This is a genomic window from Streptomyces sp. NPDC056480 (assembly GCF_042795405.1).
Lineage (GTDB): Bacteria > Actinomycetota > Actinomycetes > Streptomycetales > Streptomycetaceae > Streptomyces.
Map to the genome: position 1 here is coordinate 34,815 of NZ_JBHTSA010000057.1, position 16,507 is coordinate 51,321.

At 71.8% G+C, this 16,507-nt stretch carries 12 protein-coding genes and 1 tRNA gene; 4 read left to right on the forward strand and 9 right to left on the reverse strand.

The genetic code is table 11. From position 1 onward, the window contains the following. Positions 1-50 precede the first annotated feature (50 nt). Positions 51-704 (reverse strand): ANTAR domain-containing response regulator, encoded by a 654-nt coding sequence (locus ACFQ79_RS23915; protein ID WP_015032844.1) that lies wholly within the window; start codon positions 702-704, stop codon positions 51-53. A gap of 94 nt (positions 705-798) precedes the next feature. Between ACFQ79_RS23915 and ACFQ79_RS23920 the strand changes: the two genes are divergently transcribed. Together ACFQ79_RS23920 and ACFQ79_RS23925 are read left to right on the forward strand one after the other, a co-directional pair. Next, positions 799-885, forward strand: a tRNA-Leu gene (locus tag ACFQ79_RS23920). Between the two features lie 81 nt (positions 886-966). Then, positions 967-1,755 (forward strand): helix-turn-helix domain-containing protein, encoded by a 789-nt coding sequence (locus ACFQ79_RS23925; protein WP_383586686.1) that lies wholly within the window; start codon positions 967-969, stop codon positions 1,753-1,755. Between the two features lie 15 nt (positions 1,756-1,770). On the opposite strand, the gene pyk is transcribed toward ACFQ79_RS23925, so the two are convergent. Next, the gene (pyk, locus tag ACFQ79_RS23930; protein ID WP_383586688.1) at positions 1,771-3,198 is read right to left on the reverse strand and encodes a pyruvate kinase; all 1,428 of its coding nucleotides are present in this window, start codon (positions 3,196-3,198) and stop codon (positions 1,771-1,773) included. 146 nt (positions 3,199-3,344) lie between these two features. After that, positions 3,345-4,028 carry an SIMPL domain-containing protein gene (locus ACFQ79_RS23935; RefSeq protein ID WP_383586690.1) on the reverse strand — a complete coding sequence of 228 codons (684 nt, stop codon included), beginning with the start codon at positions 4,026-4,028 and terminating at the stop codon, positions 3,345-3,347. 160 nt (positions 4,029-4,188) lie between these two features. On the opposite strand from ACFQ79_RS23935, the gene ACFQ79_RS23940 reads away from it, so the two are divergent. Beyond that, complete coding sequence (locus tag ACFQ79_RS23940) at positions 4,189-5,991, forward strand: bifunctional metallophosphatase/5'-nucleotidase (RefSeq protein WP_383586692.1); 1,803 nt, start codon at positions 4,189-4,191, stop codon at positions 5,989-5,991. A 14-nt stretch (positions 5,992-6,005) separates the two neighbouring features. On the opposite strand, the gene ACFQ79_RS23945 is transcribed toward ACFQ79_RS23940, so the two are convergent. From ACFQ79_RS23945 to ACFQ79_RS23970, 6 genes are all read right to left on the reverse strand, one after another. Beyond that, positions 6,006-7,427 (reverse strand): lysine N(6)-hydroxylase/L-ornithine N(5)-oxygenase family protein, encoded by a 1,422-nt coding sequence (locus ACFQ79_RS23945; protein WP_383586694.1) that lies wholly within the window; start codon positions 7,425-7,427, stop codon positions 6,006-6,008. Next, entirely contained in the window at positions 7,424-8,803 is a 1,380-nt protein-coding gene (locus ACFQ79_RS23950; RefSeq protein ID WP_383586696.1) for a pyridoxal phosphate-dependent decarboxylase family protein, read from the reverse strand. Before ACFQ79_RS23950 ends, ACFQ79_RS23945 begins: the two co-directional genes overlap by 4 nt. A gap of 709 nt (positions 8,804-9,512) precedes the next feature. Then, positions 9,513-11,996 (reverse strand): aminopeptidase N, encoded by a 2,484-nt coding sequence (gene pepN / locus ACFQ79_RS23955; protein WP_383586698.1) that lies wholly within the window; start codon positions 11,994-11,996, stop codon positions 9,513-9,515. Between the two features lie 93 nt (positions 11,997-12,089). Then, positions 12,090-13,076 carry an asparaginase gene (locus tag ACFQ79_RS23960; protein ID WP_383586700.1) on the reverse strand — a complete coding sequence of 329 codons (987 nt, stop codon included), beginning with the start codon at positions 13,074-13,076 and terminating at the stop codon, positions 12,090-12,092. Next, positions 13,076-13,432: a chorismate mutase gene (locus ACFQ79_RS23965; protein WP_383586702.1), complete on the reverse strand. Its 357-nt coding sequence runs from the start codon at positions 13,430-13,432 to the stop codon at positions 13,076-13,078. Before ACFQ79_RS23965 ends, ACFQ79_RS23960 begins: the two co-directional genes overlap by 1 nt. A gap of 11 nt (positions 13,433-13,443) precedes the next feature. Further along, positions 13,444-14,331, reverse strand: coding sequence for an AraC family transcriptional regulator (locus ACFQ79_RS23970; RefSeq protein ID WP_383586704.1), 888 nt, complete (start codon positions 14,329-14,331; stop codon positions 13,444-13,446). Positions 14,332-14,449: 118 nt separating this feature from the next. On the opposite strand from ACFQ79_RS23970, the gene ACFQ79_RS23975 reads away from it, so the two are divergent. Then, positions 14,450-16,210 carry a beta-galactosidase family protein gene (locus ACFQ79_RS23975; protein ID WP_383586706.1) on the forward strand — a complete coding sequence of 587 codons (1,761 nt, stop codon included), beginning with the start codon at positions 14,450-14,452 and terminating at the stop codon, positions 16,208-16,210. Positions 16,211-16,507 lie beyond the last annotated feature (297 nt).

The following is a 16,507-nucleotide window of genomic DNA, read 5'->3' on the forward strand; positions in this document are numbered from 1 at the left end:
GTACGTCGTGGGCGGGCCTTCGCCGTACGCGTACGGCGGGGCGGGCGGGGCTACTGCCCCTTGGCCGCCTTCTTCTCCTCGGCGTCCTCGATGACGGCCTCGGCGACCTGCTGCATGGACATGCGCCGGTCCATGGACGTCTTCTGGATCCAGCGGAACGCGGCCGGCTCCGTCAGCCCGTACTGGGTCTGCAGGATGGACTTGGCGCGGTCGACCAGCTTGCGGGTCTCCAGGCGCTGGGAGAGGTCGGCGACCTCCTGCTCCAGGGCGCGCAGTTCGGAGAAGCGGGAGACGGCCATCTCGATGGCCGGCACCACGTCGCTCTTGCTGAACGGCTTCACGAGGTACGCCATGGCGCCGGCGTCCCGGGCCCGCTCGACGAGCTCGCGCTGCGAGAAGGCGGTGAGCATGAGGACGGGGGCGATGGACTCCCCGGCGATCTTCTCCGCGGCCGAGATGCCGTCGAGGACGGGCATCTTCACGTCGAGGATGACGAGGTCGGGGCGGTGCTCGCGGGCGAGCTCGACGGCCTTGGCGCCGTCACCGGCCTCGCCGACGACCGTGTAGCCCTCTTCCTCCAGCATCTCTTTGAGATCGAGGCGGATGAGGGCCTCGTCCTCGGCGATGACGACGCGGGTCGTCAGCGGCGGGACGTGCGACGCGTCGGCGTCGTCGGCGGGCTGGGGCGACTCGGGGGCGGTCACGGGGGCTCCTCGTTGCGGGGCAGTGCGCTGCACTAGGAAGCCTACCTAGCTGCTGGCCGGACTGGTGACCGGGTACACTTCGACTGGCAACATTGCCGGGTTGGCGCAATTGGCTGACGCTGAGGTCTCAAACACCTCTGTCCGAAAGGACGTGTGGGTTCGAATCCCATACCCGGCACCATTCTGAAAGCGGACGTTCACCTTCGCGTGGATGTCCGCTTTTTGCTGCGCCCAACTACGACTCGTCGCGCAGAGTGATCGCATGAACTTTCACGGCACAGAAGTGCGACAGCGGGCGCTCGCGCTGCTCCGAGGAGGCGCCAAGAACGCGGACGTGGCCCGCGAACTCAACGTTCCGCAGGGCACGGTCAGCTACTGGAAGCACAAGGACCGCGCGACGCGTGGCGAGTGCCCAGGTAGGCACAGCCCTTTGTGTGCACGGTGCGACGGACGGGATCTCGACGGGTCGGCGTACTCGTACCTACTGGGGCTCTACCTCGGTGACGGGCACATCGCCCACAGCCCTGCCATGCGGGTTCCGAGCCTTTCCATCTCGTGTACCGACACCTGGCCGGGGCTCATCGACGCCTGCGTGCAGGCGATGCAATCCGTCCTACCCGGCAATCACGCATCGAAGGTCCAGCGGCAAGGGTGCCTAGACGTCAAGATCTACTCCAAGCACCTCGCATGCCTCTTCCCTCAGCACGGGCCCGGCAAGAAGCACGAGCGGCACATCGCCCTCGAACCGTGGCAGCAGGAGATCGTCGACGCGTACCCGTGGCACTTCATCCGGGGACTCATCCACTCCGACGGGAGCCGGATCACGAACTGGACGACCCGGCTCATCGGCGGCGAACGGAAGCGGTACGAGTACCCCCGCTACTTCTTCACCAACTCGTCCGCCGACATCATCGGGCTCTTCACCGACGCCCTGGACCACGTGGGTGTCGACTGGAAACCCACGAACCAGTCGCGCACCGCACAGAACATCTCCGTCGCCCGCAAAGCCTCCGTCGCTCTCATGGACGCGCACGTGGGTCCCAAGCACTGACGCCCGCCGGACGGCTTACGTCAGCGGATCCCCGATGTGGTGGACCCGGACCAGGTTCGTCGAACCCGCGACCCCCGGCGGGGAGCCGGCCGTGATCACCACGATGTCGCCCGGCCGGCAGCGGCCGATCCGGAGGAGTTCCTCGTCCACCTGGGCCACCATCGCGTCCGTCGAGTCGACGTGCGGGCCGAGGAAGGTCTCGACGCCCCAGGTGAGGTTGAGCTGGGAGCGCGTCGCCGGGTCGGGCGTGAAGGCGAGCAGCGGGATCGGTGAGCGGTAGCGGGAGAGTCGCTTGACCGTGTCGCCGGACTGGGTGAAGGCGACGAGGAACTTGGCGCCGAGGAAGTCGCCCATCTCGGCGGCCGCGCGGGCCACCGCGCCGCCCTGGGTGCGGGGCTTGTTCCGGTCGGTGAGCGGCGGGAGGCCCTTGGCGAGGACGTCTTCCTCGGCTGCCTCGACGATGCGGCTCATGGTGCGGACGGTCTCGATGGGGTAGCGGCCGACGCTGGTCTCGCCGGAGAGCATCACGGCGTCGGTGCCGTCGATGACGGCGTTCGCCACGTCGCTCGCCTCGGCGCGGGTGGGGCGGGAGTTGTCGATCATCGAGTCGAGCATCTGGGTGGCGACGATGACCGGCTTGGCGTTGCGCTTGGCGAGCTTGACGGCGCGCTTCTGGACGATCGGGACCTGTTCGAGGGGCATCTCGACGCCGAGGTCGCCGCGGGCGACCATGATGCCGTCGAAGGCGGCGACGATCTCTTCGATGTTCTCGACGGCCTGCGGCTTCTCGATCTTGGCGATGACGGGGAGGCGGCGGCCTTCCTCGTCCATGATCCGGTGGACGTCGTCGATGTCCTGGGCGCTGCGGACGAAGGAGAGCGCGATGACGTCGGCGCCGATGCGCAGGGCCCAGCGCAGGTCTTCGATGTCCTTCTCGGAGAGGGCGGGGACGGAGACGGCGACGCCGGGGAGGTTGAGGCCCTTGTTGTCGGAGACCATGCCGCCTTCGATGACCACGGTGTTAACCCGGGGTCCGTCGACGGAGACGACCTCGAGGGTGACGCGGCCGTCGTCGACGAGGATGCGCTCGCCGGTGGTGACGTCGGCGGCGAGGCCGGAGTAGGTCGTCCCGCAGCAGTGGCGGTCGCCCTCCATCGGTTCGACGGTGATGGTGAACTCGTCGCCGCGTTCAAGGAGTACGGGGCCTTCACGGAAGCGGCCGAGGCGAATCTTCGGGCCTTGAAGGTCGGCGAGGACGCCGATGCTGCGGCCGGTCTCGTCGGAGGCTTTGCGTACGCGCTGGTAGCGCTCCTCGTGCTCGGCGTACGAGCCGTGGCTGAGGTTGAAGCGGGCCACGTCCATTCCGGCCTCGATCAACGCCTTGATCTGGTCGTATGTTTCGGTGGCGGGCCCAAGGGTACAAACGATTTTCGCTCGGCGCATGGGTCGAGCCTAGGGCTTACCCACCAGTAGCGAGTTGGCGGGACATGACTACTCAACAACCTTTCCGTGAAAGGCTGTTGACAAGTCTTGAATCTGTGCGCCGGGGTGCTCCGATGAGCGATTTTCGCGCCCCGGCGCCCCCTGTCTCAGAGTGCGGGCGGCCGCATCGTGAAGCGCGCGACGACCTCGGCGGTCACCGTCTGGCGCTGCGGTTCGAGGTCGAGCGGCGGGGCTTCCCCGACGCCCTCCGCCGAGTAGGCCACCGCCGCGGAGCCGAAGGCCGCCCGCCGTGGCATCAGCGGCTCCGCGACGCCGGCGTCCGACAGTTCGAGGAGTGAGGAGAGCGAGGTGCCGAGCGCCTCCGCGTAGGCCCGCGCCCGCTGCACCGCCTCGGTCACGGCGAGCCTGCGGGCCTCCGCGTACGCCGGGGAGGCGGGGCGCAGGAACCACCACGGGCCGTCGACGCTGGTCAGTTCCAGGTCGGCGAGCCGGGTCACCAGCTCTCCGAGGACGGTGAAGTCGGTCAGTTCGGCGGTGACCCGCACCCGCCCGTGGAAGGCGTGCACCCGTTCCCCCCGGCCTTTGCGGGTGAGTTCGGGGGAGATGGAGAAGCTGCCGGTCTCCAGTTTCTCCACCGCGGAGCCCTGCGCCTTGACCAGGTCGAGCACCAGGGCGTTGCGCCGGGTGAGGTCCGCGAGGGTCGCCGAGCGGTCGGGCCCTCGGGCGGAGACGGCCACCCAGATCCGGGCGAGTTCCGGGTCGACCTCCAGACGTCCTTCCCCGCGAACCGTCACCTGGGGTGCTTCCGGGGTCGCGTGTTCCTGCGTCACGTCCTGACTCCTCCGTGTTCGGCAGCGATCGTCCACCGAACACTTTCCCACTCCGTAACCCGAAAGCCCTGTCGCCGACGTGGCCGTCCGGGTCAGAATCTACGCGCGTTGTGCGCCATGGTCGGCGCCGACGGCACGGAACCACAAGGGGAGAGAACACATGCCGCTGAACCGCAGGACGTTCCTGGAGCGCTCGGCCGCCGCCGGGGCCGGAGTGGCCGTCGCCGGAGCCGTCGCCGTTCCCGCCGAGGCCCACGGCGGTCACGGTCGCCCGCGTCCGCGGAAGCGGTACTCGTTCACCGTGATGGGCACCACCGACCTGCACGGCAACGTCTTCAACTGGGACTACTTCACGGACAAGGAGTTCGACGACAAGGCGCACAACGACGTCGGCCTCGCCAAGATCTCCACCCTGGTCGACCAGGTCCGCAAGGAGAAGGGGCGCCGCAACACCCTCCTCATCGACGCGGGCGACACGATCCAGGGCACCCAGCTGTCGTACTACTACGCCAAGGTCGACCCGATCACCGCCCGTCGCGGCCCGGTCCACCCGATGGCCCAGGCCATGAACGCCATCGGCTACGACGCCGCCGCGCTCGGCAACCACGAGTTCAACTACGGCATCCCGGTGCTGCGCAAGTTCGAGGAGCAGTGCGACTTCCCGCTGCTCGGCGCCAACGCGCTGGACGCGAAGACCCTGCGCCCGGCCTTCGCCCCGTACAGCATGCACCGGCTGCGGACCCCGCACGGCAAGGACGTCAAGGTCGCGATACTGGGTCTGACCAACCCCGGCATCGCCATCTGGGACAAGGCGAACGTCAGCGGCAAGATGGTCTTCCCGGGGCTCGAGGAGCAGGCCGCGAAGTGGGTGCCCAGGCTGCGCTCGATGGGTGCGGACGTGGTCGTCGTCTCGGCGCACTCGGGCTCGAGCGGCACCTCCTCGTACGGTGACCAGCTGCCCCACATCGAGAACGCGGCCGGGCTCGTCGCCGAGCAGGTGCCGGGCATCGACGCGATCCTCGTCGGGCACGCGCACACGGAGATCCCCGAGTACCGGGTGAAGAACAAGGAGACCGGCAAGGACGTCGTCCTGTCGGAGCCCCTGAAGTGGGGTCAGCGCCTCACCCTCTTCGACTTCGACCTGGTGTGGGAGAAGGGCTGCTGGACGGTCGAGAAGGTCGCCGCGCAGGTCCTGAACTCCAACACGGTGGCGGAGGACCCGGAGATCACGGGGCTGCTCGGGGACGAGCACAAGAAGGTCGTGGCGTACGTCAACCAGATCATCGGGACTTCCACCGCCGTCATGACGACGGCCGACGCGCCGTGGAAGGACGAGCCGATCATCGATCTGATCAACGTCGTCCAGGCCGAGACCGTGAAGGCGGCCCTCGCGGGCGGTGCCCACGCGGCGCTGCCGGTCCTCTCACAGGCCTCGTGCTTCTCCCGCACGGCCCGCATCCCGGCCGGCCAGGTCTCCATCAAGGACGCCGCCGGTCTGTACCCCTTCGAGAACACCCTGGAGGCCCGTCTGATGACGGGCGCCCAGCTGAAGGACTACCTGGAGTTCTCGGCGCGGTACTACGTCCAGACCCCGGCGGGCGCTCCGGTCGACACCGCGAAGCTGACCAACGCCGACGGCATCCCGGACTACAACTACGACGCCGTCGCGGGGCTCACGTACGCCATCGACATCGCGAGGCCGGCCGGTTCCCGGATCGTGAACCTGTCCTTCGAGGGCAGGCCCCTGGACCCGGCGGCGAAGTTCGTCCTCGCGGTCAACAACTACCGGGCGAGCGGCGGCGGTGCGTTCCCGCACGTCGCCGGCGCCCAGCAGCTGTGGGCCAACTCGGACGAGATCCGCAACACCATCATCCAGTGGGTGAAGGCGAAGGGGACGGTCGACCCGTCCCTGTTCGCCTCGGTGGGCTGGAAGCTGACGCGGGACGGCGTCCCGGTCTTCTAGGAGTCAGCGGGTTATCACTGCTGTACGAGAGGCGTCAGCTTCTGGCCCTGGGCCGGGATGCTCGGCGCCTCTCGTGTCTCCAGGCCGAAGCTGGTGAAGGCGGTGCGGCGCGGCAGCGGGTACGGCTCCTTGCCGGTGATCGAGTTGAGGATGGTCGCGCTGCGCCAGGCCGCGAGGCCGAGGTCGGGTGCGCCGACGCCGTGGGTGTGCCGCTCGGCGTTCTGTACGTGCACGGCGCCGGTGACCGACGGGTCGAGGACCAGCCGGTACCGTTCGTCGACCCGGGCGCGCCCGGCGGAGTCGTGGCGGAGGTACGGGTCGAGCCCGGCGAGCATCCGGTCGACCGGGCGTTCCCGGTAGCCGGTGGCGAGGACGACGGCGTCGGTGGTGAGCCGGGAGCGGGTGCCCTGCTGGAGGTGTTCCAGGTGCAGCTCGACCTGGGTGGTGGCGACGCGGCCGGCCGTGCGGACCCGGACGCCCGGGGTGAGGACGGCGTCCGGCCAGCCGCCGTGCAGGGTGCGGCGGTACAGCTCGTCGTGGATGGCGGCGATCGTGTCGGTGTCGATGCCCTTGTGCAACTGCCATTGGCGGGGCATGAGTTCGCCGCGTACCGGCTCGGGCAGGGCGTGGAAGTAGCGGGTGTAGTCGGGGGTGAAGTGCTCGAGGCCCAGCTTCGAGTACTCCATCGGTGCGAAGGCCTCGGTGCGGGCCAGCCAGTGGATGCGTTCGGCCCCGGCGGGGCGGGCGCGGAGCAGGTCGAGGAAGACCTCGGCGCCGGACTGGCCTGATCCGATGACGGTGACGTGTCCGGCGGCGAGGAGCGTGTCGCGGTGTGCGAGGTAGTCGGCGGAGTGGAAGACGGGGACTCCGGGGGCGTCGGCGAGCGGTTTGAGGGGTTCGGGGACGTAGGGCTCGGTGCCGACGCCGAGGACGACGTTGCGGGTGTAGGCGCGGCCGAGGGCCTCGGCCTCGCCGTCCGGGTCGATCTGGGTGAAGTCGACTTCGAACAGGCGCCGTTCGGGGTTCCAGCGGACCGAGTCGACCTGGTGGCCGAAGTGCAGGCCGGGGAGCCGCTCGCTGACCCAGCGGCAGTAGGCGTCGTACTCGGCGCGCTGGATGTGGAACTTCTCGGCGAAGTAGAAGGGGAAGAGACGCTCGCGGCTCTTCAGGTAGTTGAGGAAGGTCCAAGGGCTGGCCGGGTCGGCGAGGGTCACCAGGTCGGCGAGGAACGGGACCTGGAGCGTGGCGCCCTCGATGAGGAGGCCCGGGTGCCAGTGGAAGGCCGGCTTCTGCTCGAAGAAGGCGGTGGCGAGCCCGCCGGGGACACCGTGCGCGAGGGCGGCGAGCGAGAGGTTGAAGGGGCCGATGCCGACGCCCACGAGATCGTGGGGGCGGTCGAGGTCGTCCTGGGGGGTGCTGCCGGTGCTGCCGGTCATCGGTGCGCGCTGCCTTCCACGAGGGTGATGAGCTGAGCCAGGTCGCCGGGGGTGGCGTGGGGGTTGAGCAGGGTGGCCTTGAGCCAGAGGCGGCCGTCCGCCTCGGCACGGCCGAGGACGGCGCGGCCCTCGGTGAGGAGGGTGCGGCGGACGGCGGCGACGGTATCGTCGGTGACGTCGGGGCCGTTGGGCCGGAAGAGGACGGTGGTGAGGGTGGGGCGGGCCCGCAGGTCGAGCCCCGGCGCCTTCTCCACGAGGTCGGCCAGCTCCTGTGCCCGGTCCATGCAGGCGTCGACGAGTTCGCCGAGACCGGTGCGGCCGAGGGCGCGGAGGGTGACGGCGGTCTTGAGGACGTCGGGGCGGCGGGTGGTGCGCAGGGAGCGGCCGAGGAGGTCGGGGAGGCCGGCCTCGGTGTCGTCGTCGGCGTTGAGGTAGGCGGCGGTGTGGCCGAGTACGGCGAGGTCGGCCGTGTCCCGTACGGCGAGGAGTCCGGCGGCGGCCGGCTGCCAGCCCAGTTTGTGGAGGTCGACGGTGACGGTACGGGCGCGGGTCAGGCCGTCGAGGAGGGAGCGGTGGGTACGACTGAAGAGGACGGGGCCTCCGTAGGCGGCGTCGACGTGGAGGTCGGCGCGCCGCTCCGCGCAGAGGTCGGCGAGGGCCGGGAGGGGGTCGATGAGGCCCTCGTCGGTGGTTCCCGCCGTGGCGGCGACGAGGACCGGGCCGGTGAGGGCGGTCAGCGTCTCGTGGAGGGCGGCCGGGTCCAGGGTGCCGCGGGGGGTGGGCACCACGACCGGTTCCGGGAGGCCGAGGAGCCAGGCGGCGCGCTGGAAGGAGTGGTGGGCGTTCGCGCCGACGACGGTGCGGACGGTGGGGCCCTGGCGTTCCCTCGCGAGGAGGAGGGCGAGCTGGTTGGACTCGGTGCCGCCGGTCGTGACGAGGGCGTCGGGGTCGGTGGCGTCGGGGAAGACCTCGGCGGCGAGGGCGGCCGTGACCAGGTCCTCGATCGCGGAGGCGGCGGGGGCCTGGTCCCAGGAGTCCATGGACGGGTTGAGCGCGGAGGCCGCGAGGTCGGCGGCGGCGGCGAGGGCGAGGGGCGGGGTGTGGAGGTGGGCGGCGCAGAGGGGGTGGGCGGGGTCGGCGGCCCCCTCGGCGAGGACCCGCACGAGGGTACGGAGTGCCTCGTGCGGGTCCTGGCCCGTCTCGGGCAGGGGCTCCCCCAGCGCTTCCCGCACCCGCCGCGCCACGGCCTCCGGCCCGCCGGCCGGGAGCGGGCCGCCGCGGGTCCGCGCGCCGTCGCGCAGGGCGTGGAGGGTGGTGCCGAGGAGGCGGCTCAGGGCGGTGGGATCGGCGGCGAGGGGTGGGGGTTCGGCACGCATGGACGACAGGGTGCCGGGGGTTGTGGGGGTATGTCCGAGGAGTCGCCCGTTGTGACCCGAACGGGTGACGCGCGGTGGCGCGAGTCGTGGCGATGGCCTTGCCGCCCGCCGCGAGGGCTCCGGCTCCGTGGTCTCCTCCCAGCCGCGGAGCCAGGCGCCGGCTGCCTCCGCGCGGCTGCTCCCCCGCGTCGGCCACCTCGCGCGTACTGCGCCCGCCGCCCGGGCTGAGCCCCCGCCCCTCCGCGAGCCGCACCCGCCCTCACCACCACCAGCGGGCCGCGCCTCGGCCACCCCCGTGCGGGCTGCGCCCGCGCCCTCGCCCCACCCACCCCCGCACGGGCTGCGCCCGCGCCCTCGCCTCAGTCACCTCCGTGCGGGCTGCGCCCCGCCCCCACCGCCTCCTGCGGGCCGCGCCCGCCACCCGCCCGTGTGGGCAATCGTCCCGCAGGGCGGGACGGGTGGGCACACGGGACGGCGCCCTCTGGCGGCGCCTCCGCCCCTTGCGCCTGAACCCGCACCCACAGTGCATCGCGCACGAGGTGCGGGTTACGGCGCGGAAGCCTAGGCCCGGCAAAGGGCGCCGTTCCGTTGTGCCCACCCGTTCCGCCCCAGCGGAACGAATGCCCACAACGGGGTGGGAGTGAGCACCGGCCCGGTGGGGGCAGCGCCCCCGCTGGGGCGCCGCCCCAGCGGGGGGGGACGGGGGCCGTTAGGCGTTGCGGGTTTTCAGGGCTCGGGTCAGGTCGTCCAGCTGGTCGACCAGTTTGCGGTGGAGCGCCGGGATCATCTCGTCCGTCAGGTGGTGCTCGCCCAGGGTCAGGGATTCCTGGTCGATCGCGTACGACGGGAAGGCGTAGCGGCCCGCCGCCTCCGCCATCGCCGCGCCCCGCCGGGCGCCCAGGGCGATGGCCGCCGGGTAGAAGCGGGGGACGTACTCGCGTACGAGCTCGGCCTGCTCCGGCTGCCAGAAGCCCTGGGCCGTGGCCGTGAAGAGGTAGTTGGAGAGGTCGTCCGTGTCGAAGAGGGCCGACCAGGCCGCCGCCTTCGCCTCCGCCGTGGGGAGCGCGGCCCGGCAGCGGGCCGCGCCCTCCTGGCCGGTGGCGCTCGGGTCCCGCTCCAGTTCGGCCGCGATCGTGGGCTCGTCGGTGGCGCCGAGGACGGCGAGACGGGCCAGGATGCGCCAGCGCAGCTCCGGGTCGAGCTCGGGGCCGCCGTGGACGGTGCCCTCGTCGAGCCAGGAGGTGATCTGGTCGGGGGTGGTGGCGCTGTCGATGAGGGCGCGGACGGCGGTGAGGCGCAGGCCGGGGGCCTCGCCGTCCTCGGTGCGGCGCAGCAGGGCGCGGGCGATCTGCCGGATGGTGGAGAGGGCGGCGGGGCGCTCCTCCTCGGTGACGTAGCGGTCGGCGATCTGGGTGCGGGCGAAGCCGAGGACGCCTTGGACGAGGGCGAGTTCGGTCTCCTCGGTGAGGTGCGCGAGGGCGACCTCCAGGTAGTCGGCGGGGCGGAGGTCGCCGTCGCGGACCATGTCGCGGAGCGCGTTCCAGATCACCGCGCGGGTCAGTGCGTCGGGGATGCGGGAGAGGCCGCGCAGGGCGGCGTCGCCGGAGGTCTCGTCGAAGCGGAGCTTGGCGTAGGTGAGGTCCTGGTCGTTGAGGACGACGAGGGCGGGGCGCGGGCCGGTGAGTTCGGCGGGTTCGGTCTGGGGCACGTCGAGTTCGCGGCGTTCGCGGAGGACGAGGTCGCCGGAGGGGTCGCGGTCGTAGAGGCCGGCGGCGACCCGGTGCGGGCGGCTGCCGTCGCGGTCGACGGTGAGCTTCCAGCGGAGGCCTTCGCCGGCGAGGGCGGGGGTGAGGGTGTCGACGCCCGTGGTGCGGAGCCACTGGTCGGCCCAGGCGTGGACGTCGCGGTCGGTGGCGGCCGCGAGGTTGTCGATGAAGTCGGCGAGGGTCGCGTTGCCGAACTTGTGGCGCTTGAAGTGGATGTTGATGCCGGCGAGGAAGTCCTTCTCGCCGAGCCAGGTGACGAGCTGGCGGAGGGCGGAGGCGCCCTTGGCGTACGAGATGCCGTCGAAGTTGAGGAGGGCGGAGGCGGTGTCGGGGACGGCCTCCGGGTCGGGGGCGACGGGGTGGGTGGAGGGCCGCTGGTCGGCCTCGTATCCCCAGGCCTTCCGGGTGACGCCGAAGTCGACCCAGGTGTCGGGGAAGAGGTCGGAGCAGGCTTCGTTGACGGTCTGGTAGCCCATGTACTCGGCGAAGGACTCGTTGAGCCAGATGTCGTCCCACCAGCGCAGGGTGACGAGGTCGCCGAACCACATGTGGGCCATCTCGTGGGCGATGACCATGGCGCGGGTCTGCCGCTCGGTGACGGTGACGGCGGAGCGGAAGACGAACTCGTCGCGGAAGGTGACGAGGCCGGGGTTCTCCATGGCGCCCGCGTTGAACTCGGGGACGAAGGCCTGGTCGTACGAGTCGAAGGGGTACGGCTCGTCGAACTTCTCGTGGAAGCGGTCGTAGCAGGCCTTGGTGACGGCGAGGATCTCGTCGGCGTCGGCGTCGAGGTGGGCGGCGAGGGAGCGGCGGCAGTGGATGCCGAAGGGCAGTCCGGCGTGCTCGGTGCGGACCGAGTGCCAGGGGCCCGCGGCGACGCAGACGAAGTAGGTGGAGAGCGGCGGGGTGGCGGCGGAGCGCCACCGGCCGTCGGGCTGCTGCTCGGTGATGCCGTTGGCGAGGACGGTCCAGCCTTCGGGGGCCGTGACGGTCGTCTCGAAGACGGCCTTGAGGTCGGGCTGGTCGAAGGCGGCGAAGACGCGCTGGACGTCTTCCATGAAGAGCTGGGTGTAGACGTACGACTCGCCGTCGCTGGGGTCGGCGAACCGGTGCATGCCCTCGCCGGTGCGGGAGTACCGCATGGTCGTACTGATCCGCAGGACGTGCTCGCCCTCGCTCAGGCGCAGCGGGAGGCGGTTGCCGTCCAGGGCGTCGGTGTCGAGGGGCTCGTCGTCCAGGAGGGCGGAGTGCAGGGTTTCGGGCTTCAGCTCGACGAAGGTGTCCCCGGCGGTGCGGGCGGTGAACCGGATGAGGCTGGTCGATTCGAAGGTCTCGTCGCCGGTGGTGAGGTCGAGGTCCACGCTGTAGTGCTGGACGTCGAGGAGCTGGGCACGGGTCTGCGCTTCGTCGCGCGTCAGTACGGACATGGCCCTATGCTGCCCGATGCCTTCGGCGTCGGGCAGGGGTGGTGGGGTCCGGACCTGGTCCGGGTCCGTCCTCCGGGGCGTTTCCCGCCGTTCTCAGGCGAGTCCTGAGCCGTTCAGGTGGGCGAAGGCCGCGGTGATCCGGGGGCGGTCGTAGCCGGCCGGGCCGGCCGCTCCGCTGGAGAGCAGGGTGTGGAGCAGGATCCGGGCCTTGGCGGGGTCGAGGGGGCCGGCCGGGATCAGTCCGTGGTGCAGCAGGTCGTATTCGGATCCGGGGCCGCGGTAGGTGTCCGAGAGGGTGGCGCCGCTTCCGGTGCGGGAGGCGAGGACGACCGGGATGCGGCGGGCGATCTCGGCGAGCGGCTCGACGAGCCGGGCGGGGGCGTGGCCGGCGCCGAAGGCGGCGACGACGAGGCCCTGGAAGCGGTGGTCGACGGCGTCGAGGAGTTCGCCGCGGTCGCCGAGGGAGAGGGTCACCAGGGCCACCCGTACGTCGGGGTCGAGCTTCAGCGGGCAGAACGCGGCCTGGACGGCGGGGCGGAGCAGGATGCGGGGTTCGCCCTCGACGACCGTGCCGAGCGGCCCCGCGCCGGGTGAGGCGAAGGTGGCGACGGAGGTGGTGTGGGTCTTGCGGGCGAGGCGGGCCGCGTGGATCTCGTCGGCGAGGACGACGAGGACGCCGAGGTTCCGGCAGGCGGGGTGGGCGGCGACCGCGAGCGCGGCGGCCAGGTTGGCGGGGCCGTCGGCGCCCGGGAGGTCGGGGCGGCGCATGGCGCCGGTGACGACGATGGGCTGCTCGGTGGTGCAGAGCAGGTCGAGGAGGAAGGCGGTCTCCTCCAGGGTGTCGGTGCCCTGGACGACGACCACGCCGGAGCCGTCGGCGACGGTGGTGCGGACCTCGGCGGCGAGCGCGGCGAGGTCGGCGTGGGTGAGGGTGGAGCTGGGGACGCGGCGGAAGTCGTTGAGGACGACGTCGTGGTCGCTGCCGAGTTCGGCGAGGACCTCCTGGCCGGTCATCCGGGCCGCGTCACCGCCTCGTGCGGAGATGGTCCCTCCGAGGGTGAAGACCGTGACGCGGGCCATCAGCGTGCTCCGTCCGCAATCGTCTCGTGGTGGCGGATGACCTCCGCGATGATGAAGGTGAGCAGTTTCTCCGCGAAGGCCGGGTCCAGTTTCGCGCTCCCGGCGAGTTCCCGCAGCCGGGCGATCTGCCGGGCCTCGCGGGCCGGGTCGGCGGGCGGCAGCTGGTGCTCGGCCTTGAGGACGCCGACCTGCTGGGTGCACTTGAAGCGCTCGGCGAGCATGTGCACGACCGCCGCGTCGATGTTGTCGATGCTTTCGCGCAGCCGGGTCAGCTCGGCCCGTACGGCCTCGTCGGGCTGGGACGGGGCGGGGGCCGGAGACGGTGTGGGCGGGTGGGGGCGCGGGGACTCACTCATGATCTGCGAGCTTAGACGGATCTCGGGGGGATCGTGGGCGGGTGTTCGGGATCCGGAACGGTGTTGCTCCAGCCGCCGTGCACGGACCGTCCCTGCTGTTCGCGGAAGCGGATGGGGGCGGTGCCGACCCGGCGGGTGAAGAGCCGGGAGAAGTAGGCCGGGTCGTCGTAGCCGACGCGGCGGGCGACGGCGGCGACGGGCAGCTCGGTGGCGGCGAGGAGTTCCTTGGCGCGGCCGAGCCGCACGGTGAGCAGGTAGTCCTTGGGGCTGCACCCGGCGGCCCTGCGGACGGCCGTCCGCAGCTCGGCGGCGGTCATGCCGTGCCGGGCGGCGTGTTCGGCGACGGAGAGCGGCTGGAAGGCGTCGCGGGCGAGGGCGGCGAGGACGGGGTCGCCGTCGGCGTTGGTGTCGGCGCGGGCGCGGCGGAGGGCGACGAGGAGTTCGTGGACGGCGGCGCCGGTCTCGACCTCCAGGAGGGGGTTGCCGGCGCGGGCGGCGCGGGCGATCCGGCTGATGGCGGCGCGGGCGGGCGCGGCGTCGGCGAGGGGGACGACGGGCCGGTCGGGTTCGATGTAGCCGAGTTCGGTGTAGGTGGCGGTGGCGGGCCCGGAGAAGTCGACGAAGGCCTCGTCCCAGCCGGTGCCGGGGTCGGCGCCGTAGTGGTGGGGGGTGCCGGGTGTCAGCCAGAGGAGCGCGGGCGCGGTGACGGTGGTGCGGCGCCCGTCGGAGCCGCGGTACCAGCCGCTGCCGGCGGAGACGACGACGGCCACGTGGTGGTCGAGGGTGCGGGGTCCGACGGTGGGCAGGGTGCCGTGCTGGAGTCCGACTCCGAGGCAGACGAGGCCGAGGCGGTGGTGGACGGGGCTGGGCGTGAAGTAGCGCATCCAGGTGTGGTACATGCGGTGGTGCCCCTCCCCGGGCCCCTCCGGCGGATCGGGGCCGGGCGGGCTCTAACGTCCAAACTGCGACGATCTTTGTCCATGGACCGCTTCGCCGCCAGAGGGTGAGGGTGAGGCCATGAGCACGTTCGCTGTGGGTGACGAGGACTTTCTGCTCGACGGTCGGCCGGTGCGCCTCCTGTCGGGGGCGCTGCACTACTTCCGGGTGCACGAGGGCCAGTGGGAGCACCGGCTCGGGATGCTGCGTGCGATGGGCCTCAACTGCGTCGAGACGTACGTCCCGTGGAATCTGCACGAGCCGGAGCCGGGGCGGTACGCGGACGCGGACGCCCTCGGCCGGTTCCTGGACGCGGTGGCGCGGGCCGGGATGTGGGCGATCGTGCGCCCGGGGCCGTACATCTGCGCCGAGTGGGAGAACGGCGGTCTGCCGCACTGGCTGACCGGCCCGCTGGGGCGGCGGGTGCGGACCCTGGACCCGGGGTTCCTGGCACCGGTGGAGGACTGGTTCCGGCGGCTGCTTCCGCAGGTGGTGGAGCGGCAGATCGACCGGGGCGGGCCGGTGGTCCTGGTGCAGGTGGAGAACGAGTACGGCAGTTACGGCAGTGACCGGGGCTATCTGGAATGGGTGGCGGAGCTGTTGCGCGGCTGTGGGGTGAGCGTTCCGCTGTTCACCTCGGACGGCCCCGAGGACCACATGCTGACGGGCGGCTCGGTGCCGGGGGTGCTCGCGACGGCGAACTTCGGCTCGGGTGCGCGGGAGGGTTTCGCGACGCTGCGGCGCCACCAGCCGTCGGGGCCGCTGATGTGCATGGAGTTCTGGTGCGGCTGGTTCGACCACTGGGGCACGGAGCACGCGGTGCGGGAGGCGGGGGACGCGGCGGACGCGCTGCGGGAGATCCTGGAGTGCGGGGCCTCGGTCAACGTCTACATGGCGCACGGGGGTACGAACTTCGGCGGTCGGGCCGGTGCGAACCGGGCGGGTGACCTGCACGACGGGCCGCTGCGGGCGACGGTGACCTCGTACGACTACGACGCGCCGGTGGACGAGGCGGGGCGGCCGACGGAGAAGTTCTGGCGTTTCCGCGAGGTGCTCTCGGCGTACGCGGAGGGGCCGCTGCCGGAGGTCCCCGAGCCTCCGGCCCGGCTGGCGGGCCCGGTGTCCGGCGGCTTCGACGGGTGGGCGCCGCTGGACACGGTCCTGGAGGTGCTCGGTGACGAGGAGGCGGTGACGCCGGTGCCGCCGACCTTCGAGCAGCTCGGTGTGGACCGGGGCCTGGTCCGTTACCGGGTGGCGGTGCCGGGTCCGCGGCAGCCGTATCCGCTGGGGGTGACGGGTCTGCGGGACCGGGCGGTGGTGTACGTCGACGGGGCCCCGGCGGGGGTGCTCGGCACGGCGGACGGGGAGGACGTGTCGCTGCCCGGGCCGGTGGCGGGTCCGGCGGTCGTCGACCTGTGGGTGGAGTCGCTCGGCCGGGTCAACTACGGGCCGCGGCTCGCGGAGCCGAAGGGGATCACCGGGGGCGTACGGCACGAGCGGCAGTATCTGCACGGGTTCCGGTCGCGGGCGCTGCGTCTCGACGCGTTCGAGGCGGCGGCCGTGGACAAGGTGCGCTTCGGGCCGGCGGCGGACGGGAGCGGTCCCGGTCTCCACCGGGGGAACGTCGAGGTGACGGGGGCGGGGGACGCGTGGCTGCGGGTGCCGGGCGGGACCCGGGGCTTCGTGTGGGTGAACGGCTTCTGTCTCGGCCGGTACTGGTCGGCCGGGCCGCAGGACGCGCTGTTCGTGCCGGGCCCGGTGCTGCGGGAGGGCGCGAACGAGGTGTGGGTGCTGGAGCTGGAGGGGGCCGGGGAGCCGGGCGTCGAACTCGGCGCCCTCTGAGCCCGCGCGGCGCGGGAGGCGTCGGGCCCGGCGTCCTCTGAGCCCGCGCGGCGCGGGAGGCGTCGGGCCCGGCGTCCTCTGAGCTTGAGATTTAACCTTGTGTGATCGTCGGGTGTGTGGTGTGTTCACCCACATGGGGATTTCCCGGACATGGTGACGACCTCCGTTTCACGCTGTGTGGTGTCTAGTCACGCAGCGAGCTCCGGAGGTCGTCGGTGTCGAGTGTTGTTGATGGAGCCGTGCCACGGCAGGTGTTGGCTGAACTTTCCTGCTTTCGGGTGGGGTTGTACGAGGCGA